Source organism: Pseudoalteromonas sp. CuT4-3 (genome assembly GCF_035666335.1).
In the GTDB taxonomy this organism is placed as follows: Bacteria; Pseudomonadota; Gammaproteobacteria; order Enterobacterales; family Alteromonadaceae; genus Pseudoalteromonas; species Pseudoalteromonas atlantica.
Window position 1 is genome coordinate 3,192,131 of record NZ_CP142030.1, and the last position, 20,597, is coordinate 3,212,727.

Here is a 20,597-nt window from a genome sequence, read left to right on the forward strand (position 1 = left end):
CATTCCTCTTAACTCAATTTGCAACACAAGCATAAAACTAAGGATTCCTTAGTATCTAGATTTAATTAAAGCTAAGAAACTCTTAGTTTTCAAGTTAAGAATAATAAATAATGAAAACTAATGACGAATCACCATTTCCAAAGCGCTTAAAAGAGGCAAGAAAAGCCAAAGGACTATCGCAAAAACAGTTAGGAATTTTAGCTGGAATGGATGAGTTTGCTGCATCAGCAAGAATGAACCAATACGAAAAAGGAGTACACTCACCAGACTTTAAAACAGTAAAAGCACTTGCTGATATTTTAGAAGTGCCAACTGCGTACCTGTATTGTATTGAAGATGAGCTGGCAAGTGTTATTAGGCAATGGTGCTTATAATACCTTCTCCATGTGTCTTCATCGCAAATAACTATCCCTTATAGAGGTTATTTGAAAGCCCCTTTGTTAAGAAGGCCTTTTATCAATTGCTAAGCTTCTCCATAACATCTTGTGTATATAGACAATAGAAGTTTGCTCTATGAGTTTAGGAGTTAAGTTTTGAGTTCTATCATGGCTCCACTTTACAGTGCTTGTCCCATCAACTTTGATACCAACAATGCCTATTTTATATAGCGTATACAAAATATTCTGCCTAACTTGAGTCATGAAAGAGAGAGATGATGGATAGCTCGATTTAACATAGTCATGTGCGCTTTTGACGGCCAAGTCACCTTGCTCTTTAGGGATTTCTATTAAGCCCAAAATAACTTGCTCTAATTCTTCATCTAAAATGCTAGAAACTTTAAATTTACTATTTTTATGATGTAATAGTTCAATATATTTTTCTAACAATTGGTGCTCTGTTCGCCATTCAAATTTAAGTGACTCCAAACGCCCTTGAGAATAAGCTAATTCTGCTTGCTTAATCATTGAACCTGTAATTTCAGTTTTTCCTTGTGCTTCAATAAGACACTCATTAACAAATATAATAGCATCTCTTGGCCTCATCAATGTCCTATCTAAAATATAATCAAGAGGTGTAACCTTATCTATTTTATTCGGGAAGATATCTTCAAAAAAAACTTCACTATTAGTGTATTTGTTCTTTAGTAATTGATTAATCCTCATATCTAACAGGCTTTTGAGCTGAGGACGACTCCATCCCATTTTTAAATAAAAACTATTGTACTTCTCCGGTTGAAAGCCTGAATCTTTAGTCTTATCCAGCACTCGATGAAGTAAGTCTGTTCTAAGAGTAATAACTATTTTTACTGGTTTTATTGCTCTAAACTTTTTAATTGTTTCAATTAAAGCCTTAATTAACTTATATCTAAGCTCATCATCTACCCAGTTTTCATCAAGTCTATCTATAACAATAAATGTTTTTTGCTTTCGGTCATTAAAAATATCATCAGCAAGAATATTTACCAATTTTGCTAGTTTTTCAATTTGGACAGTATTTACAACTTTTTTTCCATAGTGGATTACTTCTGACTTAACCTCTTCTGTCATTGCCCCTCCTGCACCTCCAGTGATTTTTACACCTGGTACATTTGAAGAAATCGAAGATTTTAAACTTGCTTCAAGCTTTTCTGTTAATTCTTTGATTCTGGTTTCAGTATCGACCCAAAATTTGTCCCCCCACTCTTCAATATACTTTAAGGCTTGTTGTTTTTTATAATTACCTGACAGTAGGTTGCTTATTAAATCAATGAAGTTGGTTTTTGCTTGAATGGAGTCAATGTTATATTTATATTTGATAAGCTCAACTGCGAAAGTATGCTGCCAAAGCAAATTATAAAAAATATCTAAATTTACACCTAAACCCTCAAAAAAATTTAAGATTGTAGAATTTGAAATATGTCTTAACGCTAAAGATTCAGGTTCAATCCTAATAACATTTTCAGAGCTACTTTCCAGTTGCTCCAAAAGAGCACTCTTTCCAATGCCTGTTCGACCTAGAACAATTGATTGTGGGGCTTCAGTATTTTCTATAACTTCAAAGTCACCAATATCAACAAAACAATCAGCTAAGAAGTTTAAATCGTTTTCTGCATCTGCCTCACCTGTAGTGGCATAGTTAATTTGGCCACCCATTAAGAAAGAAATGTTATGCTAATAAGCATACAAATTTGGGTGAAAAAATGACGAAATTAAAACGCGCAACGTATTCTGCAGCAATAAAATTAGAGACAGCTCAGCTTGTAGTTGATCAAGGCTATACGCAAGAAGATGCAGCTAAGGTTATGGGGGTTGGTAAATCAACTGTAAGTAAGTGGGTAACTCAATTAAAGCAAGAACGGAATGGCCAGACTCCCACTGCATCACCTATGACACCCGAACAAATTGAAATTCGTGAGCTTAAAAAACAAATCCAACGCATTGAATTAGAAAAGGATATATTAAAAAAGGCTACCGCTCTCTTGATGTCCGACTCCCTGAACAATTCTCGTTAATTGAAAAGTTAAATCAAAGAGAGCGTTACCCAATTAGCGTGTTGTGTAGCGTATTTAATGTGCATCGCAGCAGCTATAAATATTGGGCCATACGGGATACAACGCCGACACCAGAGCAAATAAGGCTAGAAGCTGAAGTCAAAGCCATACATGCAATGAGCGGTGGTTCAGCTGGAGCGCGAACGATCGCGGCAATCGCAACGAATAACGGTTTTGAATTAAGCCGTTATCGCGCCGCTAAGCTAATGGTTAAACTAAAACTAGAGAGCTGCCAAGTACCACAGCATCAATATAAAAGGGGTGGTAATGAGCATCTTGAAATCCCAAACCTGCTCGATAGACAGTTTGATGTTGTTGAGCCAGATACCGTATGGTGCGGTGATGTGACGTATATTTGGACAGGCAATCGTTGGGCCTATTTAGCCGTCGTTATTGATTTATTTGCACGCAAAGTAGTTGGTTGGGCGATGTCATTGTCACCAGATACTAATTTAACATTAAAAGCGCTTGAACTCGCGTATGAAAGCAGAGGGAAACCGTCAGGACTAATGTTTCATTCAGACCAAGGTAGTCATTATACAAGTTTGAAATATCGCCAACGTTTATGGCGCTATAAAATCAAACAAAGTATGAGTAGGCGCGGAAACTGTTGGGATAATGCGCCAATGGAACGATTTTTTAGAAGCTTTAAGACGGAATGGATGCCAAAAGTTGGATATGAAAACTTTAGAGACGCTAAATATAGTGTGAGTGATTATATAAACGGATATTACAATAATGTTAGACCACATCATTATAATGCTGGTTTAGCGCCGAATGAATCTGAGGTTAGATATCAAGATTCTAAAACTGTGGCCAAAATTAGTTGACCACTACACTTCTTTTTTTCAATTGTATCTGGCTCCTTATGAAGAAAGGCGATTATGGGCTTGTTAGTTTCTAAAGCATACTGATACTCCATTTCAGTGTACCCAACCCCATTATTACTTACACTTCCGTATCTACCGCCTAAAATCAGGATATAATAATCACATTCATCAATTACACCTTGAATTAGGCTCCACTGATCTTCATCAGCAGCTGGAAATAACTCCATCCCAGAAGGGATGCAATCCAATTCCAAAAGTGCATTCATTACCTCCTGTCTCTCTAGCCTTAAGTCTTCATAAGTTGAGCTAACAAAAACCTGATATTTTTTATCCATTGAAATATCCTATATTTATTAATTATTTAAATATTATTAATGCAAAAGAGTTTTCTTTTACATAATAGATTGTTGCACCAAGAAGCTTAGTACTCTACATGCAAGAGTTGCTATCATTTATGATATGGGAATTTGATTTCGTAACGAAAGTAATGCTGCTCGATCCAATTTAATCGACCAGCTTATCGCCTCTAAGCTATCCCTGCACTGCTCGACATAAATTATCTTTTTATTAAACATAATTTAGGATATTAAAACAACAGACAATATCGAACCAGCGATAGAAAATTACATCGTTAATTCTAGAAGTCAAAAAAGTTACAAAATTACATTAATTTGATATATTGAAAAGTAGGACAGAGGTAGCACAGGGTAATTTCGGTTAGTAGGTATTTACTTGGAAAGTTTGTAAAAGTGGTGGCCCCTCCCAGACTCGAACTGGGGACCTAACGATTATGAGTCGTGTGCTCTAACCAACTGAGCTAAGGGGCCAACTTTGTATAACTACGTGGTAGTTAATTTTTGAAGCGTTTAGCCACTGAGCGACTAAAGCGGGTTGCAGTATAAAAAGTTTTTTAAGGCTTGTCACTAGCAAAAACCTTTATTTTAACAATCAGTAAGCTGACTGCTTAAATAGTAATCTTTTTGCATGCGAATAGGCAGGAAATAACAGAAAAATAAACGCTGAAGTATGTAAGCCGCTTTTTTACAATTTTAATAATTATAAAAAAGTGGCCGGCTCACATTGAACACACCACACATTATTTTTTAGCAATAATGTAGATAGCGTGAATTAAACCAGGGAAGTAACCTAGTAAAGTTAGTAAAATATTTAGCCAAAAATGCATACCTAAACCAACTTGTAAAAATACACCCAGTGGCGGTAATAAAATCGACAGTATTATACGAATGATATCCATGATGTAGCTCCTTTAAAAATGACAAGCAAAAAGCCCAGCTAAGCTGGGCTTTTTAGTATAGTGTATTATTCAGCAACAATAGTTAGTTCATCTACTACGTCACGAACATCTTCAGCATTTTTAGCGATTTTTACTGCTAACTGCTTTTCAGCTTCTGTTTCAACAGAACCTTTAAGTTTTACTATACCGTTGTCGGTATCAACGTCGATATCTGTACCGTCAACTTCTGAGTCAAATAAGAAACGTGTAGTAATTACTGTGGTGATTTTAGCGTCAGTTAAGTCGTTATCGTCATCATCCATAGTGTCACGGTCTTTGTCGTCCATATCCATGTTTTTCACAACAGTTAGGTTGTTTTCTACATCAGATACGCCATCTAGGCTAATTACAAGTTCTTCAGCTAGCTCTTTATCAAGGTCGCTGTTTACTTTACCTGTAAGTACTACCTTGCCATTTTTTACATCAGTGTTAATGTCAAAGTTGTTTAGATTAGTGTTCATAAGAAGCACTGTTTCTGCCTTACCATCAATCCAAGCATCTTTACTTTCATTTTCCCAAGTGCCCGCTTGAGCACCCATAGCTGTAGTACCTAGAACTAAAGCCGCAATCATAGATTTGTTGAATGTTTTCATAATCTTTCTCCTTTTGATTAAAGACACTTTTATGTATGCGAGCTTTAGGCCAACTTTATTAACACTTTAAATTCAAGGAGTTAGCAATTTTATTAGGTATAAATAAAAACACCTCCGAGTAAACATTTACAGGCTATTAGGTAAAACTTTCTTAAGTGGTGAAAATAACGATTATATTGCTATTTTGGTTAATCTATCGTTAATATAATAAATTAAGCGGAGTTATTAAAATAATAAGCCATTGATATATAGATAGTTAAGTTTTGGTACACCACTTGCTATGTACAGTGGTAACTCATATAAAAAGGATTATTCCCATGTCTGTAAAAATTGAAGACCGCCCAATAGAGCAAGTTCGCGAACAAGTGATAGACCAACTTATTTATAACTACAGCCATGGCGTTATTTCAGCTGAAGCCTTTGAAAGGCGCTTAGACAGTGCAATGGAAGCAACCGAAAATACTGCGTTACTTAATTTAGTTGAGGATTTAACCCTTACTACAGATACCCAGTACAGTGCTCAAAAGCAAACGCAATTTGCCCCTAACTACAGCGCCCAACAAGCGGATGAAGAAAACTTAACACTGCGAAGCATTTTAGGCTCAAGCGAGCGTAGCGGCCAATGGGTGGTGCCTAAAGATATTTACATTCAAAACTATATGGGGTCGATTGTTTTAGATTTTACTGATGCTATTTTTGCCCACCAACATGTTACCGTGCATGTAAATTGTATTTTTGGCAGCGAAGAAATTTACGTACCAGAGCACGTTAATGTAGTTTCTAAAATGTTTTGTATATTAGGTAGTTTTGAAAACAAAACGGTGTCGCTTAATAAGCGCCAAGGCCCCACAATTAACCTAGAAGGTAAAACAGTTTTAGGTTCGGTGGAGGTAAAAGTTAAACGCACCATTAAAGAAAAATTTGTGAGTTTTGCTAATGATTTAAAGGCCCAGCTTGGGGTGAGTAATAAATAATACGGGTAAAAACAAATGGGTAGAAAAGCCATATTATGCGCTTTTCTACACCGTTATTTATGCCTATTTTATAAGTCGTTATTACGCTCGCTAGGAATGTCACTCATATACTGCACAAACTCAACCTCGAACCCTGCTGGGTCTAAGTAATATACGTTTTTTCTAAATGGGTTTTCTGCGCCCTCTTTATCAATGCTAAATCCGGCGTGTTTTAAGCGCTGTATAACAGCGTCTAGGTTGTTTGTAACGTAGGCAAAATGAGCCAGCCCGACTTGATGCCCTGCCAAATCTCTGTTTTTATGCTCGCCATTATCGCTTATAGCAATGTAGTGATTATCGTCGCCAAAATGTACCCAGCGCTTAGGTTTGCCATACCAGGTGTTATGCCCTTCACTTCTAATAGACCAATAAGGAAAGGCTGCTTGGTAAAATTTAAGCATGGCATTTATATCGTTTACTACTAAATGTACGTGTTCTAATTTCATTATTATTTACCCTAGTTGATTGCTTAAACACAAGATAAAACCTCAAGCTAACTTTAGGTAAAGCACTTTTTTTACTTTTTAGTATTATTGGCGTGTATTGCCCTTGTAAGATTAATTTTTACAACAGTATGTTTGCTAGCAGGACGCGGAAGCTTTGCCTACATGGATGTAGGTAAGGGGCGTGAGCAGGACGCGGAAGCTTTGCTTCATGGAAGTTATTGAGCCCCCAAGGCTTCGCATTTCGCGCTGTGATTAAGTTGCCCTTTGGTTGAACAAATTTCAATCAATACACGCCAACATGTCTTAGATACGAATAAATTTACATGCATTTCAAGGCCGTACAAAAAACGCACAAAAGTATTTAGGGTTTATTGTTTACTTTATGGCAAAAGTCGCTAAAATACGCCGGCTTAAATATATAAACGTTCTTTTACAACCCAAAGGTAATACCATGCATCCAATGTTAAACATTGCGGTTCGCGCTGCGCGCAACGCAGGCAAAATTTTACTTCGCGCAAGTGAAGATTTATCAAAAGTTGAAATTCAACAAAAAGGCACTAACGACTTAGTGACTAACATTGATAAAGAAGCCGAAGCCGTAATTCGTGATACAATTTTAAAATCTTACCCTGATCACTGCATTGTTGGTGAAGAACTAGGTGAGCACAAAGGCAAAGATGCAGATTACCAATGGATTGTTGACCCGCTTGACGGCACAACTAACTTCATCAAGGGTATCCCTCATTTCGCGGTTTCTATCGCACTTAAAGTAAAAGGTCGTTTAGACCAAGCTGTAATTTACGATCCAATTCGTGGCGAGCTTTTCACTGCATCTCGTGGTCAAGGCGCACAGCTAAACAGCAAGCGTTTACGCGTTACTAAAACCGTAGAATTAGCTGGTTCAATTTTAGCAACAGGCTTCCCTTTCAAACAAAAACACCACTTAGATGCATACACAGACGCGTTTAAAGCATTGTTTACACAAACTGCTGATATTCGTCGTGCAGGTTCTGCAGCGCTAGATATGGCATATGTAGCTGCGGGCCGTGTTGATGGCTTTTTTGAAATTGGTTTAAAACCGTGGGACACAGCAGCAGGCGAGTTACTTGTAAAAGAAGCTGGCGGCATGGTTGTTGATTTTGCAGGTGGCGTTAACTACAACAATAGCGGTAACATTATTTGTGGTGCACCTAAGCTTACTCAAGCAATTATCCGTGAAATTCGCCCAGTATTACCTGAAGCGTTACTTCGCTAATAAAGTGCATGTAACCCTATTATAAAAAAGGAGCCTATGGCTCCTTTTTTGTTTTAAAAGTAAGGGTTATCGAGCTTTAGCTCCGTGGTATAACCTTTTGTGAAAGGGAGAGAGTTTATGTCTTTTGCAAAATACTCATCAAATAACGCATCAAACTCTCCGCTGTTTTGCATGTTTTGCAACCCAAGCTCTATGGCTTGCGCTAAAGCTGGCTTACTACTTACAACAAAATAATAAATACCGGTGGGATAACTAATAAATAAATTAGGCACAATAACTAAGTTACTCTGCGCATTGGCAACAAGCTCAGAATTAACTTCGATAAATGAGCGAGGAAAGTAATCGATTCTGCCCCGGCTAGTAAGCGTAAACATAGCTTGATAGTTACTCAGCGGCCTTACATGTAAGCCGTTATAGGCCATTATTTTTGTATCTGGCCAATCATGCCCTTGCACTGCCGAGAGCTCACTTAATTGCGCTAACGTGGTAATGCCTTTAAATTTTTCGACATTTTTTTTACTGGTTAATAAAACGCGCTTGCCTATAAAGCCTTTAAATAGCGGGACTTTAACAGCTATTGCCCGTGCCTCTCGTTCTGGGCTGCTCATGCTCCAATAAACATCTAACTCTGTTTTATCTAGCTCAATCAGGTCACGCTGTTGCTGTAAGCTCACTGGCTGCATTTTTATGTCTACAGGGTAATTAGCCCGCTCTAGGGCTCGTGTTAATAGCTCACTTAGGTATTCTTCACGGGCATTTTGCACACTTTGCTTTTGAGCAACATTAACAATTTCTACCCCTTGCACAAAAAAACTAACCGCAAATAAAGCAAACCCACCAACAACTACTTTTAATGGCAACATAATAATTACCTATTTTTTATACCACCTGTTTATCCTCTGGTGCTAAGCGCACTACGGCAGGCGCAGGCTTTCTGCGCTTACAAATAAACAAATAACTATGGCGATACCGCTTAGCCTCTTTTTTAGCATCTGTTGCAAGTGCTGCAACTTGATGGCTGTTTTTACATTCTTGTAAGTCGGGCTCCACAAGGCCAATTGATAACGTAAGTAAAGGTACAAATTGCTTTTCTCCCTCACGATTTGTAGCCCAGTAGCCTTTGCTCTTAATGTGCTCAGGCGTAAAAAAAGTGCGTGATTGCAGTTCAAACTGCTCAATTATGGTATTACAAATATACACAGCATCTGATTGGTCAAACACAACCATAAAGTCATCACCACCTATATGTCCTACAAAGTTAGCACTGTTTTCGCATGCTTGCACGGTTACATCTGCCAATAATTTAATCACACTATCGCCACTGGCATAGCCGTATAAATCATTGAACTGCTTAAAGTGATTAAGATCTATATAGGCAAGCGAAAACGCACTTTGTGAGCGTAACCTTTGCTCTATTGCCTCATTAATCGCTACATTACCAGGGAGCATGGTGAGTGGGTTAGCATGCTGGGCGTGACGAATTTTTTCTTCTGTTATGTGCTTTAAAATATCACGCAAAGGGGCAAGCCCTAGGTAACGTTTATTACGGGTGATCACAATATGGCGGCGAATATCAAAGTCTTGCTCTGTAATTTGCTGACTCACGGTATCAAGAAGTTGGTTTTCATCCACCACTAAAGGTTGTTTATCCATAAAGTCGGTTACGGGGCACTTGTCGTAAAGTGCATGGCCATAGGGCGCAGCAAACACCTCAGTGAGCTGATCTTTATGCAGTAGCCCAACCGGTTGGCCGGCTTTATTTAAAACCGCTAGGCTCATCACGGCTTTGTCTTTTTCGAATAGCTTGTGGGCGTCTTTGCAACGGGTTTCGCTGTCTATTGCTTCTTGTGTAACAGCAAGCCAGCCAATCGCCATTGATTGATCAAACGTATTGCTTGGCTGTTTAAAGTTCAATGCTTGTAATTGCTCTGAGCTGTAATCAAGGCTTGGATTTGAGTTTGGTTTTTCCAGTAAAAAACCTTGTACGTTTGCTATGCCTAAGCTTTCAACATAGGCAAGCTCTTCTACTCTTTCTATGCCTTCGGCTATTACTGCGGTGTTTGTTGCTTTTGCTAGTACCGTAATCGATTTTAAAAACTCTTTTTTAACTTCGCTTTCATCGCAATGATCAATAAAGTAACGGTCGATTTTTACAAAGTCGGGGCATAGTTCAGACCACTGTTTTAAGCCCGAGTAACCAGCACCTAAATCGTCAATGGCAATGGTAAAACCCAGCTCGCGGTAGTGTGCAATTGTTTTTAATAATAAAAAACCATCGTCGACCTTTTCTTGCTCTGTCACCTCAATCACCACGCGGTTTGCTGCTAAACCAAACTGCTCTATTAAGTGCAAGGTTTCACCTTTTGGGTGGCAAGGGTCGAGCAAGGTTTTAGGGCTTACATTTAAAAATAACTTACCGTTTAAATTAAGCTTTACAAAGTTTTCAATTGCTTTTGAGCGGCATAATAGCTCAAGTTCTGAAATTAAAGCGTGCTCACTGGCCGCTTCAAACAGACGGTTAGGCATTTCCAAAGGGCTATTTTTAGGCCCTCGACTTAGAGCTTCGTAACCTATAATTGTTTGATTAGCTATATCAAAAATAGGCTGAAATAACGTGGTTATTTCACCGTTATTTAAAATGTACTCTAGTACTTTGCGCTGCATCGTCACTGCAAAACCTGATTGTCGTTTAATAGGGGCATTAAAGTAGCAAGCCTGTATGACAATTTTATGGCATTAGGTGCTATTGACCTTTCAGGATTAAATTTGCTCAATTTAGGGGCGGTACAATCTAAGCGCTAAGTTTATAGCCTAATATACTGTTAACTATTCATACGTTATTGTAATGGTTTAATTATATAACCGGCTCAAGGCTTTAAGTTCAGCCTAAAAGGCGTGTACGTTTAGTCTTAAAGGCAACCAAGCTCTATAAAACCGCGCACAATAAAAAACCGCTCAATTGAGCGGTTTTATTTAGCGTTAACTCTATTACGGCAATGCGTCTAGGTCTGCGCCTTCTTTTTCAATTACCTCTGGTATTAAATCTTCTTTACTTACACCCATGGTAATAGCTACCGAGCTTGCAACATAAACTGAAGAATAAGTACCAATGAACACACCAAATAAAAGGGCTGTAGCAAAGCCGTGAATGGTTTGTCCGCCCCACACAAATAGCGCAATCAATACCAAAATAGTGGTGATTGACGTTACAAGTGTACGGTTAAGTGTTTGCGTTAACGACATGTCGATAATTTCGATAGTGTCGTCGATGCGTACTTTACGGAAGTTTTCACGAATACGGTCAGATACAACAATAGTATCGTTAAGTGAGTAACCAATTACCGCCAATATTGCCGCTAAAATAGTTAAGTCAAACTCTAACCCTAATACAGAAAACAAACCTACTGTAATAATTACATCGTGTAATAGTGCACCTACCGCGCCCACAGCAAAACGCCACTCAAAGCGAAATGCCACGTAAATCAAAATACAAATAAGCGCAGTTAACATGGCAAGGCCACCCTGCTCTTTTAAGTCTTCCCCTACGCTTGGGCCTACAAACTCAATGCGGCGCATTACTACGCTCTCATCAGCTTGCTTTAAGGCAGTAATAACTTGGTTACCAATAACTTCGGCTTTTACTTCACTGCCACGCGGCGCTAAACGAACCAAAATATCTTGGCTAGAGCCAAACAGCTGCACTGAGGCATCGGCAAACCCGTTTTCAGCTAATACTGAGCGTACTTTTTTCAAATCTGCAGGTTGCGAAAAACCAACCTCTACAGCGGTACCGCCAGTAAAATCTAAACCAAAGTTTAAACCTTTGATAAAAATTGAGGCAAACGACGCTAAAATTAATAGCGTAGAAAAACCCATAGCCACTTTACGAAGTGACATGAAACGTAGGGTTTTACCACCCAAACTTAAAATTTGCATGTCCGCTCCTTAAATTGAAAGTTTATCAATGCGCTTACCACCAATAAATAAGTTAATTACCGCACGGGTACCAACTATGGCTGTAAACATTGAAGTTAAAATACCAATTGCCAGTGTTACGGCAAAACCTGCAATAGGGCCAGTGCCCACTGCAAATAAAATAACCGCAGCAATTAAAGTGGTAATATTGGCATCAAAAATAGTACTAAAGGCGCTATCGTAACCAAAATGAACGGCTTGTTGAGGGCTGCGGCCATCGGCCAGCTCTTCACGAATACGCTCAAAAATAAGTACGTTAGCATCAACCGCCATACCCACTGTTAATACAATACCGGCAATACCTGGCAGCGTTAATGTGGCTCCTGGAATTAACGACATTACACCTACAATAAGCACTAAGTTAGCTGCTAGTGCAATGTTGGCAACTAAACCAAACCCTTTGTAGTAAATAAGCATAAAGGCAAGTACAAACGCAAAGCCAAGGGCTACAGCTGTCATACCGGCTTCAATGTTTTCTTGACCTAGGCTTGGGCCTACTGTGCGCTCTTCAACAATTTGAATTGGCGCTACTAATGCACCGGCGCGTAATAGTAAGCTTAAGTTGTGGGCTTCGGCTGGGTTATCAATACCTGTAATACGGAATGAGCGGTCAAGACGAGCTTGAATCGTCGCAACGTTAATGACCTCTTCTACCTTAATAGGTGGAAGTGCTTTACCGTCAGCATCTTTTTTACCCGATGGCTTGTATTCAATAAATACCGTTGCCATGCGCTTACCAATTGCACGCTTGGTAAAGGCATTCATTTTTGCCCCGCCTTTGCTATCTAAGGTAATGCTTACTTGTGGGCGCTGGTATTCGTCGTTTCCTGATTGTGCACCAGTGATATGGCTACCTTCAAGAATGACACGTTTTTTAAGTACCACAGGGTAGCCATCACGGCTCATGATCATTTCTGTGCCCGCAGGAATACGTCCTTGAGCAGCAGCACTTGGGTCTGCGTTTTCGTCTACTTCACGAAATTCAAGCGTGGCCGTTGCACCTAAAATTTCTTTAGCGCGTGCTGTATCTTGTACACCTGGTAGTTGCACAATAATGCGCTCAGCACCTTGGCGCTGTACGTTAGGCTCTGCAACACCAATTTGGTTAATACGATTACGAATAATGGTTTCGTTTTGCTTAATAGCGTAGTCACGTATTTCTTTAAGCTTTTGCTCACTCATAGTGGCAAAAAATGCGCGATCGTTACTGCTATCATCAATGTATACGTTTAGTGGGTAGCGCGATGCTAAAAAGCGTTCAGCCGCCTCTTTATCTTCTTCGGTACGCATTTCTACACGCATACGCTCAGAGCCCGCTACGCGGCGAACACTACGGTAACGAAGTTTTTCTTCGCGTAGGTCGCTACGAAAATCTTGTTCCATTTGCTCTAGCTGATTATCTACCGCGGTTGCCATGTCGATTTCCATGGTGAAGTGAACACCACCACTTAAATCAAGACCTAGCTTCATAGGGTTACCACCCAATGATTTTAACCATGCAGGTTGCGCAGGTGCCATATTAATAGCAGAGATATAATCGTCGCTAAGAGAATTACGCAGTAAGTCTTGCGCTTTTAGCTGTTCTTCAACATTTTTAAAACGTACTAATACTTGGCCGCCTTCAAGCACGGTAGACTTAGCTGTTACATTATGTTGTTTGAGGGTTGCGTTTACTTTGTCTACTACACTGAGATCGACATCTGCGCCTTTTGCCCCCGAAACCTGAATGGCCGGATCGCGGCCATACAAGTTTGGAGAAGCATATAAAAGGCCAATGGCTACCACAGCTAAAACAAGTAAATACTTCCAAATTGGAAACTTGTTTAACACAGGCATGTCCTTTTTATTTTTATAGTGACTTCATTGTGCCTTTAGGCAATACAGCAGATACTGCCGATTTTTGTACTGTTACTTCAGCTTGCTCATTTAAAGAAATCACGATGAAATCTTTATCTTCAGTAATTTTAACAATTTTACCTACTAAACCGCCTTGGGTAAGTACTTCATCACCTTTAGCCATCGCGCTCATAAGGCTTTTGTGCTCTTTAACACGCTTAGCTTGTGGGCGGTAAATTAAAAAGTAAAAAACTAAACCGAAAATAGCTAACATAATTAGCATTTCCCAGCCACCACTTGCAGCAGGTTGACCAGCAGCGGCGTGTGCGTTTGAAATAAATAAACTCATAATACTTCCTCTATATTTTTAAATTTTAATTTATATCTGCAAGCTCTGGCACGTCTTGGCCACGGCGAGCATAAAAATCACTAACAAATTCTTCTAGTTTACCTTCGCTAATTGCATTGCGTAGGCCTTCCATAACACGTTGATAGTAACGTAAGTTATGGATTGTGTTTAGTCGTGCGCCTAAAATTTCGTTACATTTATCAAGGTGATGCAAATAAGCACGCGAATAATTTTTACAGGTATGGCAATCACACTCAGGATCAAGTGGGCCAGTATCTGTTTTATGTACTGCGTTACGAATTTTAATTGTACCTGTGGTAATAAATAAATGACCATTACGTGCATTACGGGTAGGCATTACACAATCAAACATATCAATACCACGGCGAACAGACTCAACTAAGTCTTCAGGTTTACCTACACCCATTAAGTAGCGCGGTTTGTCTTCTGGCATTTTGTACGCACAATGATCAAGAATATTCATCATTTCGTTTTTAGGCTCACCAACCGATAGGCCGCCTAATGCGTAACCATCAAAGCCAATTTCTTCTAGGCCTTTTTGTGATTGTGCACGTAACTCTGGGTACATACCACCTTGAATAATACCAAATAAGGCTGATGGGTTATCGCCGTGGCCTTCTTTAGAGCGCTTAGCCCAACGAAGCGATAACTCCATTGAGTCTTTAGCTTCTTTTTCGGTGGCAGGGTATGGCGTACATTCGTCAAAAATCATTACGATGTCTGAGCCTAAATCACGCTGTACTTCCATTGATTTTTCAGGCGACATCATAATTTGGTCACCATTTACCGGCGATTGGAACAAGACGCCTTCTTCGGTAATTTTACGCATAGCACCAAGGCTAAATACTTGGAAACCACCTGAGTCGGTTAAAATTGGAAAGTCCCAATTCATAAAGTCGTGTAAATCACCGTGTTGCTTAATGATTTCAGTACCTGGGCGTAGCATTAAATGAAAGGTGTTACCCAAACAAATTTGTGCCCCTGTGGCTTTAACTTCATCTGGGGTCATGCCCTTAACAGTACCGTAAGTACCTACTGGCATAAATGCAGGCGTTTCTATTACACCACGGTCAAAAATCAAGCGGCCGCGGCGCGCTTTTCCGTCGGTGCGGTCTAATTCAAATTTCATATCATCCTCAATGTCGGAAAAACAGTCCAACAAGCTATAATTTAACCGCTCGATTCTACCCTTTTTGCCCCGTTATTACTATTAGCTGCGCTAAATTCACTGCGTATTAGCGCAGGCAAATAAAAACCCAGCGTGCGAGCTGGGCTTTTAAAAACGGTACCGGATAAAAACGTGTTTATTTACGTGTTAAAAACATCGCATCGCCGTAGCTAAAAAAGCGGTACTTTTGTTCTATAGCCGTGTTGTACGCGCCCATAATGTTATCTTGGCCGCTAAAGGCACTTACTAGCATTATGAGGGTTGATTCTGGCAAGTGAAAGTTAGTCACCATGGCATCAACTACATTAAACTGATAACCCGGAAAAATAAAAATATCGGTATCGCCAAAATAGCTCTCTAATTTACCGCCGTGTACTTTTGCTGCCGACTCCAGCGAGCGCACAGAGGTAGTTCCCACAGCTATAACACGCCCACCGTTAGCTTTTGTATTAGCAACAGCGTGAACCACCTCATCAGGTACTTCAATATATTCAGAGTGCATTACATGCTCATCTACGCTTTCTACACGCACCGGCTGAAACGTACCTGCGCCCACATGTAGCGTAACAAACGCCATGTTTACGCCTTTTTGCTTTAATGCCGCCATTAGCTTATCGTCAAAATGCAGCCCTGCTGTAGGCGCTGCTACTGCACCGGGCTTTTCGCCATAAACGGTTTGATAACGCTCGCGGTCAGCTTCGGTGTCTGGGCGGTCAATGTAAGGAGGTAAAGGCATGTGGCCAATATCGTTTAGAATATCGAGTACATTTTGGCTACGATCAAATTCAAGCTCAAATAACGTATCGTGACGCGCAATCATTGTCGCTTTTGCTTTGCCTTCTAAAATAACTTCGTTACCAGGCTTTAACGACTTACTTGCTCTTACATGGGCAAGTACGCGGTGTTCATCAACTACACGCTCTACAAGTACTTCGACTTTACCGCCAGAGGCTTTTTGGCCAAACATACGAGCAGGAATAACGCGGGTATTATTAAATACTAATAAGTCACCTTCGTTTACTAAATCAAGTAGGTCGCTAAACACTTTATGTTCAACGTTGCCAGTTGGGCCATCTAGGGTTAGTAAACGGCTGCTGGTTCTGTCTTGTTTAGGAAAACGAGCAATTAATTCATCAGGTAAGTCAAAGCTAAAGTCAGCCACGCGCATAGTCGGTATTCCACATCATTAAAATCGCGCCAAGTGTATATCTATCCTCGGCTAAGCTCAAGATATCTACCACAGTTGAGAGGATTCGCCCTATTTTAGATACATTTGAGTAACTACTTTAAATAATCTTGTTCTTATTGGTAAATATCATTATTCTTACTGTCCTTAATAATGATGGTTTAGTTTTGGGGTTATAAAAAAGTGGCAGATAAGCTGAAGTTGCTCATTCTAAACGCAAGTAGCGAAGAACGCCGCACTATACGCGCCACTTTAGAGTACTTAAACGTATTTGAATTTATTGAAGCCGCAGATAGCCTAGATGCACTCACCCTGTTAAAAAAGCAGCCAGTAAACATGATTATTACGGGCTTAAGCGTGGGGAAAATAGATGGTTGGCGTTTTTCTCGCATGATCCGCTCAGGCTTACTTAAAACACCTAAAAACACCCCTATTTTACTTATTCCCCCTATTTATTGTGAGCGTATAGCAGAAACCACCGCTCGTAGTTATGGCATAGATGCCGTACTGCCTTTTGAGCACCAAGATATGCTGCCGCAGGTGCTGGCCAATGTTCTGTCTACGCATTTAGAAAAAAGCAGCCGCCTTAATTTACTCTTGCTTGAGCCAATAGCGCAAAAAGCCGATGAAATAGCGGAGCAACTTAAGCTCAATTTTGCCATTACCCATGTCACCTCAAGCCAAAGTGCTTTAAATGCTTACAACCAACAACAATTTGCTATTGTACTGCTTGATGCAACCGCGTCGCGCGCAGATACTTCAAGTGTTTTAGTTGAAGAAATACTACAACATAACCCTAAACAAGCCATTGTAACTATTATTGATAATAACGATGCCGACTATGCAGAGCAGCTGCTGCTGTCCGGTGTTACCGACTTTATAAGAGCGCCATACGACCCGTCGTTTTTAAATAAAGTATGTGACCATGCTGCGCGCCGTGAAGACTTTATGGTTAGTTATGCTGAGTTTGCCCAAAAGGTTGAGCAGTTAAGTATTAGCGAAGTACGCTACAAAGAGCTGTTTTCGGCGCACCAACGTATTTTGCTGCATTTAAATACGGTGGTTTTAGAGCTTGACCAACAAGGTAAAATTCGCTTTATCAATCCTGCTTGGGAAACACTAAGTGGCTTTGGGGTTAAATCGTCTTTGCAAAAATCATTAATCGATTATTGCTCTGATGAATGCCAAGTAAAACTAAATACGACCATTAACGATATTCTTAATGGCGGCATGCACCAACAGCAAGTCGAGATTCAACTTAATCATAAAAATGGCAATCAGATTTGGGTGGAATGCCGCTTACAGCTAATAAAAAACAGCCGTAATAATGCCACCATTACTGCCACAATCGACAACATACACGAGCGTAAACAAGCTGAATTAAAGCTGCGCCACTTAGCCTTGCACGATACGCTAACAGGTTTACATAATCGTTATTATTTTGATCAACAACTCAATAAAATATGCCAAACCAAGCACACCTATGGTGATGTAGAGCACGCACTTATTTACATCGATTTAGATCATTTTAAAATAATTAACGACAGCAAAGGCCACCAACAAGGCGACATTGTACTAAAAGATGTAGCTCAATTATTTGAAGCAAACATTAGCGCTAAACATTTAGTGTGTAGAATAGGCGGTGACGAATTTGCTGTTATTTTAAAAAATACGCAGCTGCTTGACGCTCACCTAATTGCAGAGAGTATTTGTAGCGCGATTGAACAGCACGAGTTTAAATCAGAAGATCAAGTGTATTCAATCAGCTGCTCTATTGGCTTAACGCAAATAACGGCTAAAAATTGCGACCCGAGTGAGTGCCTTAAGCAAGCCGATATTGCCTTATATATTGCTAAAAGTTTAGGCCGTAACCTAGTGCACTGCTACTCAAAAGAAGATGCGCAAAATAACACCTTGCAAACCGGGCTTGAGTGGGGGCATGAGATTCGACAAGCACTTCAGCAAGATAACGTAGAGCTGCACTACCAGCCTATATGGGACTTTAAAGCCAATAAAGTGGCTTATTTTGAAGCGTTACTGCGTTTAAAAGTAGACGATAAACTTATTTTCCCTAATCAATTTATTCCCTCTCTTGAGCTGCTAAACGACACCTTTTTAATGGACCAATGTGTTATTCGCAATGCCATTGCTAGCGTGGCTGAGCACCCAGATTTAAACCAAGTGGCTATTAACCTCTCTGCTCAATCGTTTTTAGATGAGCGCTTATTGCCACATATAGAATCGAGCCTAGAAAAATACCACGTACCGCCTTCGCGTATTATTTTTGAAATCACCGAGTCGGCCTCAGTTAACAATTTAAAAGCCACCCGTAAAATGATAGAAAAACTTAACAGTTTAGGCTGTCATTTTTCTATTGATGATTTTGGGACAGGGTTTAGTACATTTAACTATTTAAAACAGTTACCTGCACAGCATGTAAAAATAGATGGCTCGTTTGTACGCGACATGATTAACGACCCCATTGACTTAGCACTGGTTAAGGCCATTAACGATATAAGCCGCTCCCTTGATAAGCGCTCTGTGGCAGAATACGTAGAAAGCGAAGAGATATTTTTTGCACTAAAAGAGATTGGTGTGGACTACGGACAAGGCTATTTTATTGCCCGTCCTGTGCCTGTAGAAAAAGTACAATCGACGCTTAAAATTATTTACCAGAAGAAACCTTTTATCCAACAACACACTAGCGCCAGCTAAACATTTTTAAACAGTTTTAAGCATTTTATTACTATCATTATTGCACTTATTGCCTATACTTTACGTACCACTTAGTAAATGTCTTGTTATTTTGATGATTTAACAATAAAAACATGACATTACCTATAAGCATACATGACTAGCAATTACATAGAGGTTAAAGCTTGTCAGGTTTAAGGAGGAAGGTATGGCGCAGTTGATTATTTTACTTCTCATAATACATTGTGTAATTGCGTATCAGTGCTACCGGTACGCGCAGCTAAAGGGCTACCCAGTAGGCGTATTTGCTACTTTAGGCCTACTCCCGTATTTTAATGTAGTGGTTTGGATTTACTTGCTTTTTCTACCCGAACTCGAACCCTTTGAAAGCCAAACACATAGCAAACAGCAGCCCTTGTAGGCTGCTGTTTTGTTTATGCTACGCGAGTGCTTAATAGTGGCCAATAACCACACTGCTCAGACCCTGTTTACCTAAAACAACATATTACTGCTACATTTTAACCTTAAAGGTAAATAGGCTTAACTCTCAAAATCTAAGCTACATTGGCGAGCTAAAAACACTTCTAGCTGTTGGCTGAATAACTTAAAGTCGCGAATTCTTCCTGTGGTTTTACGCCACAGTATGCCTATATCTCTGTAGGCATCGCCTTGCGATGGGGTTGCTATCATGTTTTTATCTTTAAGAATGCCCGCATTAATCGCCATTTGCGGTAAAAATGTAACCCCTAACTGATGCTCTACCATGCTTAATAAGGTATGTAAGCTTGCAGCTTCAAAAGGGTTAATACAGCTTGAGCGGTTTAGATGACACGCACTCAATGCATGCCCCGTCATACAATGCTCTCGCTCTAATAAAAACACACTAGCATCGGGTAGCAAGTTAAAGTCTTCAACGCCTTTAGCAGGGCTGTAATCTTTATGGTGCACTAAACTAAAGTGATCTTTAGCCAATACTTGAGTATGAAACTTCTCCGTTTGGTACGGTAAGGCTAATAAGGCTAAATCAATATGGCCGTGTTCAAGCTTATCTAATAACTTGTCGCTGGTATCTTCAACAAGTACCAACTCTAAATCGCAAAAGGTTTGCTTACAAAAGTGATACAAAGGCGCCGCTATAAAGCTGGCGATAGTGGGTATAACCCCTACCACTAACTTACCACTGAGTGGCGTTAAAAAGCTTTTGGTTAGCTCTTTTAAACTAATTGTATCGTTAATAATTTTACGAGAGCGCTCCACGACCTCTTCACCAATACTGGTAAACATAAGGCTGCGATTTTCTCGCTCAATTAGCTGACAACCGAGTGTTTCTTCAAGGTTTTGAATTGCACTGCTTAAAGTAGATTGCCCAATAAAGCACGCACTTGCTGCACGGCCAAAATGCTGGTGCTGATGTACAGCTAATAAATACTGTAGCTGTTTAATACTTGGTAGGTTGGTCATTTTTTC

General features: G+C 39.8%; 19 protein-coding genes and 1 tRNA gene. 6 read left to right on the top strand and 14 right to left on the bottom strand.

Translation table 11 applies throughout. The features are described from left to right. Positions 1-110: 110 nt before the first annotated feature. Positions 111-374: a helix-turn-helix transcriptional regulator gene (locus tag VOI46_RS14795; protein ID WP_004588655.1), complete on the top strand. Its 264-nt coding sequence runs from the start codon at positions 111-113 to the stop codon at positions 372-374. 66 nt (positions 375-440) lie between these two features. Here the strand turns inward: VOI46_RS14795 and VOI46_RS14800 are convergent, their stop codons facing one another. After that, on the bottom strand, positions 441-2,072 hold the full coding sequence (locus VOI46_RS14800) for a DNA repair ATPase (protein ID WP_138725038.1): 1,632 nt from the start codon (positions 2,070-2,072) through the stop codon (positions 441-443). Between the two features lie 47 nt (positions 2,073-2,119). Here VOI46_RS14800 and VOI46_RS14805 point away from each other — a divergent pair. Continuing rightward, positions 2,120-3,300 (top strand): IS3 family transposase gene (locus VOI46_RS14805; RefSeq protein WP_086004330.1). Its coding sequence is split into 2 segments (ribosomal slippage): positions 2,120-2,378 and positions 2,378-3,300, totalling 1,182 coding nucleotides; the frame shifts between segments, so codons are not numbered across the junction. On the opposite strand, the gene VOI46_RS14810 is transcribed toward VOI46_RS14805, so the two are convergent. From VOI46_RS14810 to VOI46_RS14825, 4 genes are all read right to left on the bottom strand, one after another. Then, on the bottom strand, positions 3,267-3,635 hold the full coding sequence (locus VOI46_RS14810; protein ID WP_212751742.1) for a DUF4062 domain-containing protein: 369 nt from the start codon (positions 3,633-3,635) through the stop codon (positions 3,267-3,269). The two genes, VOI46_RS14805 and VOI46_RS14810, sit on opposite strands and share 34 nt — an antisense overlap. A gap of 415 nt (positions 3,636-4,050) precedes the next feature. Continuing rightward, a tRNA-Ile gene (locus VOI46_RS14815) sits at positions 4,051-4,127 on the bottom strand. Between the two features lie 269 nt (positions 4,128-4,396). Beyond that, positions 4,397-4,555, bottom strand: coding sequence for a YqaE/Pmp3 family membrane protein (locus tag VOI46_RS14820; RefSeq protein ID WP_004587604.1), 159 nt, complete (start codon positions 4,553-4,555; stop codon positions 4,397-4,399). Between the two features lie 65 nt (positions 4,556-4,620). Then, complete coding sequence (locus tag VOI46_RS14825; protein WP_004587605.1) at positions 4,621-5,187, bottom strand: BON domain-containing protein; 567 nt, start codon at positions 5,185-5,187, stop codon at positions 4,621-4,623. Between the two features lie 317 nt (positions 5,188-5,504). On the opposite strand from VOI46_RS14825, the gene VOI46_RS14830 reads away from it, so the two are divergent. Beyond that, entirely contained in the window at positions 5,505-6,161 is a 657-nt protein-coding gene (locus VOI46_RS14830; RefSeq protein WP_004587606.1) for a LiaF domain-containing protein, read from the top strand. Positions 6,162-6,229: 68 nt separating this feature from the next. On the opposite strand, the gene VOI46_RS14835 is transcribed toward VOI46_RS14830, so the two are convergent. Continuing rightward, positions 6,230-6,646, bottom strand: a complete 417-nt coding sequence (locus VOI46_RS14835) for a VOC family protein (RefSeq protein WP_004587607.1) — start codon at positions 6,644-6,646, stop codon at positions 6,230-6,232. A 451-nt stretch (positions 6,647-7,097) separates the two neighbouring features. On the opposite strand from VOI46_RS14835, the gene suhB reads away from it, so the two are divergent. Next, positions 7,098-7,901, top strand: a complete 804-nt coding sequence (gene suhB / locus VOI46_RS14840; RefSeq protein WP_004587608.1) for an inositol-1-monophosphatase — start codon at positions 7,098-7,100, stop codon at positions 7,899-7,901. Positions 7,902-7,954: 53 nt separating this feature from the next. On the opposite strand, the gene VOI46_RS14845 is transcribed toward suhB, so the two are convergent. From VOI46_RS14845 to queA, 7 genes are all read right to left on the bottom strand, one after another. Continuing rightward, on the bottom strand, positions 7,955-8,764 hold the full coding sequence (locus tag VOI46_RS14845) for a transporter substrate-binding domain-containing protein (RefSeq protein WP_004587609.1): 810 nt from the start codon (positions 8,762-8,764) through the stop codon (positions 7,955-7,957). A gap of 16 nt (positions 8,765-8,780) precedes the next feature. Then, positions 8,781-10,571, bottom strand: coding sequence for a bifunctional diguanylate cyclase/phosphodiesterase (locus VOI46_RS14850; protein WP_039972239.1), 1,791 nt, complete (start codon positions 10,569-10,571; stop codon positions 8,781-8,783). Positions 10,572-10,889: 318 nt separating this feature from the next. After that, the gene (gene secF, locus VOI46_RS14855; protein ID WP_004587611.1) at positions 10,890-11,837 is read right to left on the bottom strand and encodes a protein translocase subunit SecF; all 948 of its coding nucleotides are present in this window, start codon (positions 11,835-11,837) and stop codon (positions 10,890-10,892) included. Between the two features lie 9 nt (positions 11,838-11,846). Continuing rightward, positions 11,847-13,706 carry a protein translocase subunit SecD gene (gene secD / locus VOI46_RS14860; protein ID WP_004587612.1) on the bottom strand — a complete coding sequence of 620 codons (1,860 nt, stop codon included), beginning with the start codon at positions 13,704-13,706 and terminating at the stop codon, positions 11,847-11,849. Positions 13,707-13,725: 19 nt separating this feature from the next. Further along, positions 13,726-14,061 carry a preprotein translocase subunit YajC gene (gene yajC, locus VOI46_RS14865; protein ID WP_004587613.1) on the bottom strand — a complete coding sequence of 112 codons (336 nt, stop codon included), beginning with the start codon at positions 14,059-14,061 and terminating at the stop codon, positions 13,726-13,728. Positions 14,062-14,086: 25 nt separating this feature from the next. Next, the gene (tgt, locus tag VOI46_RS14870) at positions 14,087-15,211 is read right to left on the bottom strand and encodes a tRNA guanosine(34) transglycosylase Tgt (RefSeq protein ID WP_004587614.1); all 1,125 of its coding nucleotides are present in this window, start codon (positions 15,209-15,211) and stop codon (positions 14,087-14,089) included. A gap of 175 nt (positions 15,212-15,386) precedes the next feature. Further along, entirely contained in the window at positions 15,387-16,418 is a 1,032-nt protein-coding gene (gene queA, locus VOI46_RS14875; RefSeq protein WP_004587615.1) for a tRNA preQ1(34) S-adenosylmethionine ribosyltransferase-isomerase QueA, read from the bottom strand. 201 nt (positions 16,419-16,619) lie between these two features. Here queA and VOI46_RS14880 point away from each other — a divergent pair, with 201 nt between their 5' ends. Further along, a complete protein-coding gene (locus VOI46_RS14880) occupies positions 16,620-19,151 on the top strand; it encodes an EAL domain-containing protein (RefSeq protein WP_004587616.1) in 2,532 nt (843 codons plus the stop codon). Positions 19,152-19,338: 187 nt separating this feature from the next. Beyond that, entirely contained in the window at positions 19,339-19,551 is a 213-nt protein-coding gene (locus VOI46_RS14885) for a hypothetical protein (RefSeq protein WP_004587617.1), read from the top strand. Positions 19,552-19,670: 119 nt separating this feature from the next. Here the strand turns inward: VOI46_RS14885 and VOI46_RS14890 are convergent, their stop codons facing one another. Then, positions 19,671-20,591: a hydrogen peroxide-inducible genes activator gene (locus VOI46_RS14890; protein ID WP_004587618.1), complete on the bottom strand. Its 921-nt coding sequence runs from the start codon at positions 20,589-20,591 to the stop codon at positions 19,671-19,673. Positions 20,592-20,597: the final 6 nt, after the last annotated feature.